At 62.2% G+C, this 13,415-nt stretch carries 13 protein-coding genes and 1 tRNA gene; 9 read left to right on the top strand and 5 right to left on the bottom strand.

All coding sequences use genetic code 11. The features are described 5' to 3' along the window. Nucleotides 1-205: 205 nt before the first annotated feature. Entirely contained in the window at nucleotides 206-2,515 is a 2,310-nt protein-coding gene (locus tag MXF70_RS11550) for a right-handed parallel beta-helix repeat-containing protein (RefSeq protein WP_248515786.1), read from the top strand. A 352-nt stretch (nucleotides 2,516-2,867) separates the two neighbouring features. On the opposite strand, the gene MXF70_RS11545 is transcribed toward MXF70_RS11550, so the two are convergent. Further along, nucleotides 2,868-2,941, bottom strand: a tRNA-Val gene (locus MXF70_RS11545). Nucleotides 2,942-3,004: 63 nt separating this feature from the next. Here MXF70_RS11545 and MXF70_RS11540 point away from each other — a divergent pair. Both MXF70_RS11540 and MXF70_RS11535 read left to right on the top strand, forming a co-directional pair. Then, nucleotides 3,005-3,523, top strand: a complete 519-nt coding sequence (locus MXF70_RS11540; protein WP_248515785.1) for a DUF192 domain-containing protein — start codon at nucleotides 3,005-3,007, stop codon at nucleotides 3,521-3,523. Between the two features lie 33 nt (nucleotides 3,524-3,556). Continuing rightward, nucleotides 3,557-5,530, top strand: coding sequence for an ABC transporter ATP-binding protein (locus MXF70_RS11535; protein WP_248515784.1), 1,974 nt, complete (start codon nucleotides 3,557-3,559; stop codon nucleotides 5,528-5,530). A 311-nt stretch (nucleotides 5,531-5,841) separates the two neighbouring features. Here the strand turns inward: MXF70_RS11535 and MXF70_RS11530 are convergent, their stop codons facing one another. Then, nucleotides 5,842-7,395: a sensor histidine kinase gene (locus MXF70_RS11530; protein ID WP_248515783.1), complete on the bottom strand. Its 1,554-nt coding sequence runs from the start codon at nucleotides 7,393-7,395 to the stop codon at nucleotides 5,842-5,844. Between the two features lie 182 nt (nucleotides 7,396-7,577). Between MXF70_RS11530 and MXF70_RS11525 the strand changes: the two genes are divergently transcribed. The 4 genes from MXF70_RS11525 (at nucleotide 7,578) to MXF70_RS11510 (ending at nucleotide 9,244) form a co-directional block, all read left to right on the top strand. Next, nucleotides 7,578-8,309 carry a creatininase family protein gene (locus MXF70_RS11525; protein WP_248515782.1) on the top strand — a complete coding sequence of 244 codons (732 nt, stop codon included), beginning with the start codon at nucleotides 7,578-7,580 and terminating at the stop codon, nucleotides 8,307-8,309. Between the two features lie 66 nt (nucleotides 8,310-8,375). After that, nucleotides 8,376-8,636, top strand: coding sequence for a glutaredoxin family protein (locus MXF70_RS11520; protein WP_248515781.1), 261 nt, complete (start codon nucleotides 8,376-8,378; stop codon nucleotides 8,634-8,636). Between the two features lie 78 nt (nucleotides 8,637-8,714). Then, a complete protein-coding gene (locus MXF70_RS11515) occupies nucleotides 8,715-8,942 on the top strand; it encodes a DUF2249 domain-containing protein (protein WP_248515780.1) in 228 nt (75 codons plus the stop codon). Then, nucleotides 8,939-9,244, top strand: a complete 306-nt coding sequence (locus MXF70_RS11510) for a cupin domain-containing protein (RefSeq protein ID WP_248515779.1) — start codon at nucleotides 8,939-8,941, stop codon at nucleotides 9,242-9,244. The genes MXF70_RS11515 and MXF70_RS11510 overlap by 4 nt, the downstream gene beginning before the upstream one ends. A gap of 39 nt (nucleotides 9,245-9,283) precedes the next feature. Here MXF70_RS11510 and MXF70_RS11505 read toward each other — a convergent pair whose 3' ends face one another. The 3 genes from MXF70_RS11505 to MXF70_RS11495 form a co-directional block, all read right to left on the bottom strand. Then, entirely contained in the window at nucleotides 9,284-10,570 is a 1,287-nt protein-coding gene (locus MXF70_RS11505) for an O-acetylhomoserine aminocarboxypropyltransferase/cysteine synthase family protein (RefSeq protein WP_248515778.1), read from the bottom strand. 63 nt (nucleotides 10,571-10,633) lie between these two features. Continuing rightward, nucleotides 10,634-10,948 carry a DUF7521 family protein gene (locus tag MXF70_RS11500; protein ID WP_248515777.1) on the bottom strand — a complete coding sequence of 105 codons (315 nt, stop codon included), beginning with the start codon at nucleotides 10,946-10,948 and terminating at the stop codon, nucleotides 10,634-10,636. Nucleotides 10,949-11,121: 173 nt separating this feature from the next. Next, the gene (locus MXF70_RS11495; RefSeq protein ID WP_248515776.1) at nucleotides 11,122-11,784 is read right to left on the bottom strand and encodes a helix-turn-helix domain-containing protein; all 663 of its coding nucleotides are present in this window, start codon (nucleotides 11,782-11,784) and stop codon (nucleotides 11,122-11,124) included. Between the two features lie 203 nt (nucleotides 11,785-11,987). Here MXF70_RS11495 and MXF70_RS11490 point away from each other — a divergent pair, with 203 nt between their 5' ends. Then, on the top strand, nucleotides 11,988-12,788 hold the full coding sequence (locus MXF70_RS11490; protein WP_248515775.1) for a hypothetical protein: 801 nt from the start codon (nucleotides 11,988-11,990) through the stop codon (nucleotides 12,786-12,788). A gap of 135 nt (nucleotides 12,789-12,923) precedes the next feature. Beyond that, entirely contained in the window at nucleotides 12,924-13,397 is a 474-nt protein-coding gene (locus MXF70_RS11485) for a copper resistance protein CopD (protein WP_248515774.1), read from the top strand. Nucleotides 13,398-13,415: the final 18 nt, after the last annotated feature.

Genomic DNA, 13,415 nt, shown 5'->3' with positions numbered 1-13,415 from the left:
TTGGTCGATTCGCGCGGTTCCGTTCGCTCGTGCTTCGTATTGCATTGTGCGAGTACTGCCAGTGGATGCACGTGATCTCAACGACCAGATCGAATGTAGCCGTCGTAGACTGGTAACGAGGTGGATGCGTACCCTAGTCGAAGCTGCTCCTACCTGTTCCAGGACGTAACTACACTGAAGGGGGAATCTCCTGTCGCGCTGTCACATGGTGGGGACTCCGTCCGAGCAAGAGCCAAAACTGCTAGAGCAGACCCGAATGCTCGTTGCCGTCGGTTTCTTGCTCCTATTCTTCGGCATTGCCACGTTCACGATTATCGGTGGAGACCTCGGTACCGGGCCGCTCGCCGACGACGCTGGACCGTCCGGAGTCGAGGCGCCGCCATCCGGGACGAACGACACAGTCACTGGTGACGATCCGGACTCCTCGGGGAACCCTGTCGGTGATGGAATGTCCAGCGAGGTGAACGACGGAGCCACGGATGAAGATGACGGAGGGGCTGGAGAGGACGATGGGGATCCTGGTGTGGAGGATGCCAACCCTGCGAACGAATCTGCCAACGCGACGGTGAACGAGACTGCGCAGGACCAGAGTAACACGGACGACACGGAGGATGACGGTCAGGCTCAGGACGCCGGCGAGCAGGATAGCGGTTCCGCCGAAGACGGTGACGGCGCAGACGGAACCAGCTCACAGGACGCAGACACGACATCGGGTGGGGACGACGATAACGAAGACGACAGCGAACAGGATGCGGATACGAACCCACAGACGGACTCTGAAACGAACCCGAAGCCGAATCCTGAGACGAGCGACGACAACTCTGCGACGCAGGGCGACTCCGCTGACGGTGATTCCACCGATGACAGTGGTGGCGCGAACGACGACGCCGACGAATCAGGTGATGATGCAACGGATGGGGATTCCTCGGAGGGGCCCAACGACGCACAGCACTCGGATTCGAACGACCAAGAACACGATGAGACCACCGACGGGGTCAATGAAAGCGAGCAATCAGAGTCTGGCGACGAATCCGAATATTCCGGTGAGTCAGGGGAGTCCGAAAACGCAGAGGACGCAGGAGATTCTGACTCCTCAGGGGAATCCGGCGATGCGCAGGAGATAGAGGGTTCGAACGAGACCGACGAATCCTCGAACTCCAGACGGTCCATCAGCGAGTGTCGGTTGATCACCGAACCGGGCACCTACGAACTCACGCAGGACATCCAGGGGGCCTCGGGGATACCCGTGGGGCTCGGTAACGGGCTGGAGCGGTCCGTCTGTATCGGGATTCAGAGCGCTGGCGTCACGGTCGACGGGAACGGACACGTCGTCAGCGGGGTCGGCGCCTCATTGAGCGTCGGCGTGCACGTCTACGATCCGGCCGGTTCCAGCGTCGATGCCGTTACCGTTCGCAATCTGCAGGTCGAGGGGTGGAGTAACGGCATTCAGGTCGGCGTCGATTCCTGGGCCGTCAATCCGGCTGGTCCCTCGTCGGCGCGTTTCGAGAACGTCGCTTCGGCCAGAAACGGCAATCACGGGTTCTTCATCACGGGCGCAGGCACGCAGCTCGTGTCGGTCTCGGCGACCGACAACGACGGTAGCGGGATCGGTATCCTCGATGGGAGAGCACTCTCTGTAGCGGGTGCGGACGTTTCCGGGAACGCCGAAGACGGCCTGGCGCTGTTCGAAGGGGTGTTCGACAGCGACTTCGATAGTGTGATGTCGCAAAACAACGGGGAAGCCGGCGTTTCTGGAGGCATCGGCGTTGCCGGCAACCGGTTCACCGATCTTTCCGTCGACGGGAACGGTGAGCCCTTCGACGGGTTCGACGGAACCGAGAACTCGTTCGAAGATCCGAGCCGCTTCGACAATACGAACGCCGATTCGGAGGGTGCTGAAGACGGCCAGAGCGGAACAGAGAACGACTCTGAATCGGGCGACGATGCGAACGACACCGAGGATGAAGCAACTAACGAGGGTGACGACGGAACGGAGTCGGACGGAAACGGAACTGCGGAAGCCGAGAACGAGAGCGTTGACGACAAGGACGCGAATGCAACGGGCAGAGAGGACGCCACTGACAACGAGAATACTACCGAGGAAGGCGCTGCTACCAGCGACGAGGATGACACCAATCAGTCGACGGGTGACGACGATACTGGCATCGAGCCTCCGAAGGGGACCGAATCCACCAACTCGTTAGACACGAACTCGACCGCGGATGGTGAGGAACCATCCAAAGACGGGGGGTCGGCATCCGAAGACGCGGACGACACCCCCGGTGAGGACGACGATAGCGACGCTTTCGAAGACGCGGAGAGTGAAGAAGAGGAGGAAGAGGAAGAAGAGGAGGAACAGGAAGAAGAGGAGGAACAGGAAGAAGGCGACGACGATTCTGAAGACAGAACAGAAGACGGTAACCACGGAGACGGTGGCGATGTCAACGAATCTGAAGCAGTAGACGCTGGGGCAAGTGACCCGCTACCGTCCCTGTCTGTTACTCTGTTTCGGTAATCGAATTAGAGCGGGCTCTACTCGTTCGCGTCGACGTATCGCTTTGCGAAGAGGATCCCACCAAACAAACCCAGAAGTGCGCCAGCACCAACGTACATCGAGAACTCTTGGGTGGCGACCAGTGTCAGTGTCGTGCCCAGAAACGCACCTTCAGACGCTGCTAACAGGTACGCTGCAGCGGCACCGTCCGTTGAAACGTGGGACGGAGTCACGGCTATTTCTGCTCTGATTTCCGAAGTAATAAAGGCTGATGCACTCCGGTCTGGTAACTGGGCCAGTTACTGGGGTCCGCTGTATTGGTAGCGTTTCCAATGGTGGCCTCTGAGATTTTCAGATAGATTGAAGATGAAAATGGGTTCGGGCGGATTTGAACCACCGATTTCGGCCTTGTAAGGGCCGCGTCATAACCAACTAGACCACGAACCCGCCGCTGGAAAATCACCGAGCCGCGCAGATAACCCTTTCTGTCCCGGGCACGAACCCGTCGCCGTGCAGCGACGGTACGTGCTGACGCTGGTCGTCGGACTGCTTCTCGCGGTCCTCCTCATAGCAGCTGGTGCAGCACTTTACGAGCCAAGCGATCCGGAAGGGTCCGCCGTCATTTACGATGGAGACAAGCGCGTCGCTACTGTTGATCTCGAGATAGCTGATGACCAAGACGAACGATGGGAGGGGCTGAGCACCCACGATTCGCTGGCCGACGACGAAGGAATGCTGTTCGTCTACGACGAGCCGGGGAACCACACCTTCGTCATGCGGCAGATGGACTTCGGGATCGACATCATCTACGTCGACGCCAACGGTTGCATCACGTCGGTCAATCCGGCCCCGGAGCCGGGACCAAACGAGACGGGTTCGAACCAGGAGTATCCCGGCTACGGACAGTACGTCATCGAGGTGCCGATCGGTCTGGCGTCCGAGAACGGAATCGCCGCTGGTGATCCGGTTCGAATCGAGTACGGCGGCACTACCGTAGACGGGGCGGAAGAGACCTGTTTCGAATCGTAGGCCTAAAACGCCTCGGCTGCCCAGAATGTGCAAATGAGTGCCGGTGACGTAGCCGTCGACGACGATCCGTTCGAGGAGCAACGAGAACGGGTCGAAAATCCGATGAAGCGTCTCTTTCGGGTGTATGGAGTTCCGAATCTCCGCTATCTCATCACAGGTATCGTTTCCTCGATCGGCGCTCGACTGCTCGACCTCGTTCCGCCAATTTTGCTCGGTTTCGCCGTCGACGCGATCTTCAGCCAGGAGAAGTCCTACGCTGCGATCTGGCTCGTTCCCGACGGCTGGATTCCGGCGAGCCAGGAGGGTCAGGTCTGGTTCACCGTCGGGCTGATCGCCGCGACGTTCTCTGTTGGAGCGATCTTCCACTGGACGCGGAACTGGGGATTCAACGCGTTCTCACAGAACATCCAACACGCGATACGGACGGATACCTACGACGCGATGCAGGGGCTGGACATGGACTTCTTCGCCGACAAGCAGACCGGCGAACTCCTCTCGATCCTCTCCAACGACGTCAATCGCCTCGAGCGGTTCCTCAACGACGGCCTGAACTCGCTGTTCCGCCTCTCGGTGATGGTGCTCGGGATCGCCGGCGTGCTCTTTTACTACAACTGGCAGCTCGCGCTCGTGGCACTCCTGCCGGTTCCGCTCATCGCCGGCTTCACCTACGTCTTCATCCAGATCATCCAGCCAAAGTACGCAGAGGTCCGTTCGACGGTCGGCAACGTTAACTCCCGTCTCGAGAACAACCTCGGCGGCATCTCCGTGATCAAGGCCTCCACGACCGAATCCTACGAATCGGATCGCGTCGACGACGTCTCGCAGGATTACTTCGACGCGAACTGGGATGCGATCGACACGCGAATCAAGTTCTTCCCGGGTCTTCGCGTGCTCGCCGGCTTCGGCTTCGTCGTGACCTTCCTCGTCGGCGGTCTCTGGGTCGTCTCCGAGCCTGGGCAGGGTCCGTGGTTCTTCACGGAGCCGATCTCGACCGGTGAGTTCGTCACGTTCATCCTACTGACCCAGCGGTTCATCTGGCCGATGGCGCAGTTCGGGCAGATCATCAATATGTACCAGCGAGCGCGCGCATCCAGTGCTCGCGTCTTCGGGCTGATGGACGAACGCGGACGGGTCGAGGAGTCGCTCGACGCCAAGGAACTCGAGGTGACCGAGGGTTCCGTCGAGTACGAGAACGTGAGCTTCAGCTACGACGATCCCGCGACGCTCGATGACGACGAATCGGTCGAGCTGATTCTCGACTCGGTCGATTTCGACGTTGACGGTGGTGAGACGGTCGCACTCGTTGGGCCCACGGGCGCGGGCAAGTCGACCGTCCTAAAGCTCCTCCTTCGCCTCTACGACGTCGACGACGGGTCCGTCCAGATCGACGGCACCGACGTGCGCGACGTGACACTTCCGAGCCTCCGCCGACAGCTTGCCTACGTACAGCAGGACACCTACCTGTTCTACGGCAGCGTCGAGGACAACATCCGCTACGGTAGTTTCGACGCCTCTCGCGAGGACGTCGTGGACGCAGCGAAAGCCGCGGAGGCTCACGACTTCATCACCAACCTCCCCGAGGGCTACGACACGGAGGTCGGCGAACGTGGCGTCAAACTCTCCGGTGGGCAGCGCCAGCGTATCGCGATCGCTCGTGCTGTCCTCAAGGATCCGAAGATCCTGGTCCTCGACGAGGCGACCAGCGACGTCGACACCGAGACGGAGATGCTGATCCAGCGATCCCTCGACGATCTCACGGAGGACCGCACCACGTTCGCGATCGCACACCGGCTCTCGACCATCAAAGACGCAGACCAGATCCTCGTCTTCGAGGACGGCGGCATCGTCGAGCGTGGCTCGCACGAGGACCTGCTCGCACGCGACGGTCTCTACGCGCATCTCTGGGCTGTACAGGCTGGTGAGATAGACGAGCTCCCCGATTCCTTCGTCGAGCGAGCGGCCGAGCGGAGAGCGAAGACGGACGTGGAGACTGACGACGACGATTGATCGGTCGCGACGAGTTTCTATCCCTAGCGCATCGTCACGTCCTCCTGCGGATCGTGACAGTCTCCAGTAGGTGACTCCCTTTCGCCTGGCGCTTGGATCAACCGCTTCACGGTTACGGCTGTTCTGTCCGATCAGTTGTTCGAACGAAGCAGGTATCGAAGCCGCTCAGTTGCTCGTGACACTCGGTCTCCCGAGCCGCTTAGTTATTCGCGTTGTCCAGTTGTCCAAGCCGATCGATTTGTACGGGCTGCCCAACTGGCAAGACGATCAGTGCCGCTCGGTCGGTCCTCGGATCGATTCTCTACACCGCCCTATCGTGTTGGAACGAGGTTTCGGAGGATCCCACCGACGTCAGGAACGAAGTCCCCGTTGTCAGGCAACATGGGGTAGAGTGCGCCGAGGAGCAGTCCCCACACTACGTGAGAGACCAGGGTGATCACTGTGAGGTTCGGGATGGTTGCATCGAGGTTGACGGCCATCATCCAGACTGGCATGACGATGCCCGCACCGACGAGCCACAGCACCAGTCCCCAGCCCAGTCCCAGGGCAGTCGATCCCCGAACCGTCGACGCAACGTCGTCGAGCGGTGCGACAGTGCAGCCAGCAGCGAACAGCAGCGCGAAAAGGATGCTGTGGAAGAGGTGGGCGACCCACCCGACGAGCCCGTGCTCGACGCCGTACATCGCGCCGAGGGTGGGCATGATGCCCGCGATGTGGTCCATGAGTAGCCCCATAGCAAATCCGGCAACGAGTGCTGCGACGGACACTCTGAGGAGGTCAACGACCGGCACGCCCAGAGCGAGAGCTGGCGTCGATCGCTCTCGCGTCCGCTGGAGTGTCACAGTCACCGACGCGCCCCCGTCGCTGGTAGCTGCGATCGCGCCGTCGTACTGCTCGACGAGGAGCCGAACCATCTGCAGACCGTAGCCGAAGGACGGATCGTCGTATTCGGGGAGAGAGCGTGCTGCGAGCACTTCTTTCGCTGTTTCGGGAAGACCGGGGCCGTCGTCACGAACGGTAAGTTCGACGGTCCGTCCGTTCGGGGTCAGTTCGATGGCGACGTCTGGGTTCGGTCCAGCGTGTTCGATTGCGTTCTCGACGAGCTCCGCCACGAGCAGTTCGAGTCGATCGTCAGCACGGACGAGGGTATCGTCGGGAATCGATCCGGCGACCGTCACCTCGACGTCGTCTGGGAATAATTCGAGCGTTCTCTCGACTGCGTCGCCGAGATCGGTTGGGGCGACCTCCCCCGTCGTTCCGGCGAACTCGTTGACGTGATCGACGGTTCGCTCGATCTGCTCGGTCGACTCTCTGATTGCGGTGCTGGCGTCTTCGATCTCGTCGTCCTCGATCCCGTGGGCGTACCCTTTCACGATCGCTGCGACGTTGAGAATTTCGTGGCGAAGCCGTCGGTTGACGAGCATCGCTCGCTCGGCGTACTGGACGAGCTCTTCGTTCTTCCGTCTGCTTCTGGCAGTACGATGGCCGACGATCGCTCCGAGAATTGCGCCGCCCAGGAACACGTTCGCGATCACGATTCCGGACTGTTCCCAGAGCTGGTCGAGTGGCTCGCCCTGGAGCACCGTGTTCAGCGAGGCTGTGGCGAGGACGAGCACCATCGTGAACGTTCCAAGTACGGACCAGCGCCAGACAGTGTGAGCGTAATCGTGCGAGACCGCTCCGACCCCGATTGCGACGCCGTAGATCGTCAGGCCCAGTCCCGCTACGAGAGGGACCAGAATAGCGAAGACGAACGTGTCGACTTCGGCCCGTGTGGCTCCGGCGACCAGGAATCGAGTCAGGAAAAACGCGAGAAAGGCGAGCCCGAACCCACTCAGGCGAATTCCGGGCCGCGAATCGCTCATGACAGACCGGTGGGACGAGCGACGCAATAAGTGTCGGGGAACTGGATCGCAAGAGAGCAGGTTCGCCTCCGACGTTGTCTGTCGACGATCTCGAAGCGACGCGTGGACGCTTGTCGACGTGCGAAGGGTTGCCCGCGTCCAGATCGCTGGGGTTGAAGAGCGTCGGGTCCGATCGTCTGGTCATGAATCTCGCGGAGGTGGCCTGGCCCGACGCCGCGGCCGTCGACACCGATCTCGCCGTCCTTCCGGTTGGTAGCACGGAGCAACACGGCCCCCACGCACCACTCGCGACGGACACCATCGCCGCCGAAGCCGTTGCGAAGGCTGGCGTGGATGCGTACGAGGGTGACGTCGTCGTCGCTCCGGCGATTCCGGTCGGCATCGCCGAGGAGCACCGCCAGTTCGACGGCACGATGTGGGTGAGCGAGGATACCTTTCGTGCGTACGTCCGCGAGGCAGCAGCGAGCCTCGCCTACCACGGTTTCGATCGCATCGTCATCGTCAACGGCCACGGCGGCAACGTCGACGCACTCCGAGAGGTCGCGGGCAGTCTCTCTCGCGACGGCGACGCCTACGCGGTGCCGTTCACCTGGTTCGACTCAACCGACGCTTCCGACATGGGACACGCGGGCCCCGTCGAGACGTCGATGCTCCTGCGCGTCGAACCCGATCTCGTCCGCGAGGACCGACTCGAGGAGGCAGTCGCCGGCGCGAGCGAGGAGTGGGGCGATTGGGTCGCCGGAGTCAACCTCGCCTTCGACAGCGTCGAGTTCGCCGAGAGCGGGGTCGTCGGCGATCCGAGCGCTGCGGATGCCCAGCGTGGCGAGGCACTGCTTTCGGCCGCTGCGGAGGCGCTCGCGACGCTGCTCGATGCCGTCGCAGAGCGCGATCCGCCGTCGTCCTACGATCGCTGACCGGGTGCTGGAGTCTGGCGGTTTCAGGATCGGAACGCGTTTTTCGTTGGCAGTTCACTCGTTCGTATGGCGTCCGTCTCCGGGACTGTCTACACGCGCGAGAACTGTGACCTGTGCGACGACGCAATCGAGACGCTTCGCTCCGTAGCGAGCGAAGAGGACGTCGACCTCTCGCTGTCGATCGTCGACGTCGATGAGGATCCAGAACTCCGTGAGGAGTACGGTGAGCGAGTTCCCTACGTCCTTCTCGACGATCGGCCTGCATTCAAGTACAGCGTCGATCCAGTCGCTGCACGGAGCACGCTGCGCGCACTCGCCGACGAATAGCCATCGGACGCTCGTTTTGTTCCTACCGAATACGTTCGGCACAACGCGGAGTTGGCCAGCGATCGGACGTACGAGCGCATGCCACGACTGGACCTGCGCGACGTTTCGCCGCCAAAGCGCCATCCACTGATCCACGAGGCCTTCGACGAGATGGACTCCGGCGACACGCTCACGATCGTCAACGATCACGAGCCAAAACCACTCTTCTATGAGTTCCAGGCCGAGGTCGACGCGTTCGACGTCGATGGATACGAGGTCGAGAAGACTGGCCCGAACGAGTTCGAGGCCGAACTGCCCAAGGAATGACGACCGAGCTGGTTTCGCTCGACGATCTCGAGTCAGAACCACACGCCGTGCTGTTCGAGGACGAACCCAAGACGATCAGGCTCGCGCTCGAGGCCGGTGACGAAATCGCAGCACACAGCCACCCCGATCGCCAGATCGTGTTCCACCTCCTCAGTGGGTCGATCGCGGTGGTGCTGGACGACGAGGAACACGAGCTTTCTCCCGGCGACGTCGCACGATTCGACGGTGATCGGGACATCTCGCCGCACGCGCTGGAGGATAGTACGGCGCTCCTCGTGCTCGCGCCACGGGCCGACTCCTGACGTCGTCCGTTGCAGCGGGACGCCTGTGGGCGGGCCGTCCTACTCGGTCGCGGCGTCGATCGCCTGATCGAGGTCGTCGATCACGTCCTCGACGTCTTCGAGACCGACGGAGAGGCGAACGAGGTCGTCGGTGACGCCGCTGGCGAGCTGTTCTTCGTCAGTTAGCTGCTGGTGGGTGGTCGATGCGGGGTGGATGATTAGCGTCTTCGCGTCGCCGACGTTCGCGAGGAGGCTCGCGAGCTCCGTCGATTCGACGGTCGTTCGCGCTGCGTCGTAGCCCCCCTCGAGACCGAAGCAGATCATCCCGCCGTAGCCGCCGTCGAGATACTCGGACGCTACGTCGTGGGTTTCGTGATCGTCGAGACCCGGATAGGTCAGCCACTCGACCTCGGGATGGTCGTCCAGATGTTCGGCGACGGCCATGGCGTTCTCGCAGTGGCGCTCCATCCGGAGGGGAAGCGTCTCGAGTTTCTGGGTCGTCACCCAGGCGTCGAAGGGCGCCTGCTGATTGCCGAGGTCCCGCAGCGCGCGAGCCCGTGCCGTCATGCTGAAGGCCAGTTCGCCGAACCGTTCTTTGAAGTTCACGCCGTGGTAGGCCGGATTGTCGCCGGCGATCTCGGGGTAGTCCTCCGCGGTCCAGTCGAAGTCGCCGCCGTCGATCAACACGCCGCCGATCGTCGAGCCAGCACCGTGGATCCACTTCGTGGTCGAGTGCCAGACGAGGTCGGCGCCGTGGTCGAGCGGGTTGCAGAGATACGGCGTCGCAAATGTGTTGTCGACGAACAGCGGGGCGCCGTTCTCGTGGGCAATCTCCGCGATGCGCTCGATGTCGGGCGTCACGAGAGCGGGGTTGCCGATCGACTCCAGATGGACGTAGGCGGTATCGTCGTCTATCGCGTCCGCGTACGCGTCGTAGTCCAACGTATCGACGAAGCGCGTCTCGATCCCGCGCCGGGGTGCAGTGTGGGTGAAGTAGGTGTAGGTCCCGCCGTACAGCGCCGATGCCGTAACGACGTTGTCGCCCTCGCTCGCGAGCGTGAACGTTGCAAGGTCGAGCGCTGCCATTCCGCTCGACGTTGCGATCGCACCGACGCCGCCCTCCAGCGATGCGAGTCGCTGTTCGAGAACGCCGTTGGTGGGGTTCATGATCCGGCTGTAGATGTTGCCGGGCTCCTCGAGCGCGAAGAGCGACGCCGCGTGCTCGGCGTCGTCGAACTCGTAGGACGTGGTCTGGTAGATCGGGGGCGCGCGTGCCCCAGTCGTCGGGTCCGCCTCCTGTCCGGCGTGCAGGCTCCGCGTGTGGAAGCCGAGATTGTCGTCTGACATCGGCTGGACGTTCTCAGCGGTGGCGCAAGAAGGTTGTGAGGAAGCTGTCCGGCCGAAGGCAACTCACTCCGTCGAGGAGGAGACGATCGTCGCGGTCGGCGACCGCTCGACGAACAACGAGTAGGCGAGGGCGACGAAGCCCAGCGCTGTGAATGCGCTCTGAACAGCGATGCTCTGGAGTAGCGATGCGGCCGTGAGCTGGTGAAGCGATCCGCCCAGAAGCGTTCCCAGCGTCACGAGCCCGAGACCCACGCTCAGCGCTCGAAGGGCTCTCGATCCGGTTCGGGTGTACGCACGGTAGGCGAGGAAGACGATCGCACTCCCGAAGACGAGCGTCACAGTGTTCGCAGCGACGACGGCGGTGGTGAGAGCGTCCATTCAGATCACCCTCCCAAGAGTATCAGCCGCTCGACTGTTGGTGAACTTTCGGTCGCGGTACGGGCGGCGCGAAGAGGAATTCCGGATGGAGTGTTCAGTAGAAACGCGGTTCTTGCTGACGTGTTCGGTGGCAACGGCGGGGAGGCCGTCTGGTAGCGGGGCGTGTGGCATGGTTAGTTCGTCTCGACCGTCGCAGATTCAGGCGATCGGAGCTGATCGTCGGCGAACCGCTTGATCACTTTCTCTTCTGCTCGGTGAAGCGTCTCAGAGCAAGTAGATTTCGCGATATCCAGGGCATCGGCCAGCTCCGTCATCGAAGACTCTCGTGGCGTGTCGTAGTAGCCCATCTCGATCGCGGTCGTAATGAGTTCGCGCTGTCTGTCCGTCAGGAGTCGCTCGGACTCGGCCCGTGGGCTCACGTACTCGACGTCGAACTCGAGACCGAAGGCGTCGAACTGACGACCCAGTTCGGAGAGGCGATCCCGGGAGGCCGTCAGCTCCAGCGTCGTGGTACCGTCGACGATATCGACGGGGAGTTCGATCGGCATTCTCGACTCGCGCGCGGAGAAGAGGAGGAGCGGCTGGGTCGTCTCGAACTGGACCATCGCGCGGTCCTCGCCGGCCTGGAGGAGTTCCAGTCGCGTGATTGCGTCGTGATCCTCCATGTCAGCGAGCACCGGTCGCGGATCCGACGCAGTGAGTTCGACGAGGCCGAATCCGGCGTCACCCCCCGGAAGCGCTGCGAGCACCCGGAAGGTGGCGCTGGGATGTTTCGTGGACACGTCCTTGATCCACGTCCCATCCGGGAGCGTGACGGTGAGTTCTGCGTGGGTCATCTGGCGATCTCTGGTCAATAATACTGAACACAGCCTTGTATGATCGGGTCCGATTCCCACGTCCTGAGAAATCGAGCGCCTGCCAATATGCCACTTGAGGGGGCGAACGCAGCCGCTCGATCCGACGGACGTGATTCCCGCACACTGTTCGGTTCCCGCAGCTACCACTTCAATTTATTAGGGAGGAGTCCCGATACCAGAGCATGAACCGGGACGACGATCGGGCTGGAGACGAGTACTCTCAGCCTCGCGTCCCCGCCCCGCTTCGCGATCGCGTTCACGAACTCTTCGTCGCCGAGCGGGGCTACGAACCGGCGAGCTTTCAGGAAGCCCTCAGCGTCGCCGTCGACCTCGCCGCTCAAACGCAGGACTCCACTGCTGAGTCACGCACAAACGAACCGGGCGCTGGCAACGCGGTGGAGACTGACACTGAGAGTATAACGGAAACTGACGCCGGGACTGAGATCGGAGCTAACTCGGAGCAGTCCGGGCCGTCTTCACACTCCTCCGAGGGCACCGAGATCGACCGGGCCCCCTCGACTGAGCCGATCGATGCCGTCGTCGACGAGCCTGCCCTCGATAGCCCCGATGGCGAGTCGGTGAGCTTCGACGAGTACGTCGACGGGCTCGAAGAGACGCGACAGGACCCATCGCCGTCCGTCGAGTCGATTCTGGATACCGAGCACGCCGACAGCGTCGTACGAGAACTCGCAGCGGAGGTCCTCGAGGAGATGACCCAGGACGCGTTCCAAGAGCTCGAACACGGCGTCGATCACGGCGTCGGCGCGGGAGTGACCGACGGGATGGGATCAACTGCGACTGCCGATGGATCGGGAACGGCACCGTCAGATACCACGGGCGACGGCGTTCCTGACTCGCTCACCGCAGACCCGAAAAGCGACTGTGCCGTCTGTGGCCGATCACATCCGGTGAGCGTTCTCCACACGACGATTCTCGAAGACGAAGGCAGTGTTGCGTTGGTCTGTCCCTCCTGCGCCGAGTGACGGACTGATTGCTGGCCTATTGACTGCTCCGTGCGTTTCTCATCCGCTGCTCTATTCCCTCTCTCGTTGGCTCTGTTCGCCGTCGATCGGCAGGTGATCGTCACTGCTTTGCGCCACCAGTGGTCAGTGGCGTCCATGTCGACGCTGGATTCGGTCGCAACGGTGGTACACGTGCTCGTCGGGGGCCTCTGGATCGGTGGTGTAGTGTTCGTCGCACTGGCGGTGCTTCCGCTGGGTCGGGACGCCGACGTCGATCCGCAGCCGCTGGAAACCGTCGTCGATCGTCTTCTTACGCTTTCGAGGTTCGCCGCGGTGGTGATGCTCGCTTCCGGGGCGCACGTCCTCTATCACGTCACCTTGGGTGGTGAGGTCAGCACTGAGCCATTGACCAGCAGTGGTCGGGGGCACCTGATTCTCACGATGGTCGTCCTCTGGCTCGGCGTGACGGCCACGGTCGAGATCGGTGCCAGCAAACTGTTCGACGGTCTCGACGCAGGGAAACTCCGCGAGCCGACGCGAGCAGCGTTGCCGTGGTTTCGTGCTGCGGCCGTCCTCGGCATCGGCGTCCTGACCGTCGGCGGAATGCTCTCGGCCGGGGTAGGGTTCTGAACGCGCACTCGGGTCGGC

Source organism: Salinarchaeum laminariae (assembly GCF_023204835.1).
GTDB lineage: Archaea > Halobacteriota > Halobacteria > Halobacteriales > Salinarchaeaceae > Salinarchaeum > Salinarchaeum laminariae.
Note: the sequence above shows the minus strand (reverse complement) of the source record. Positions and strands in the feature narration are given on the sequence as shown.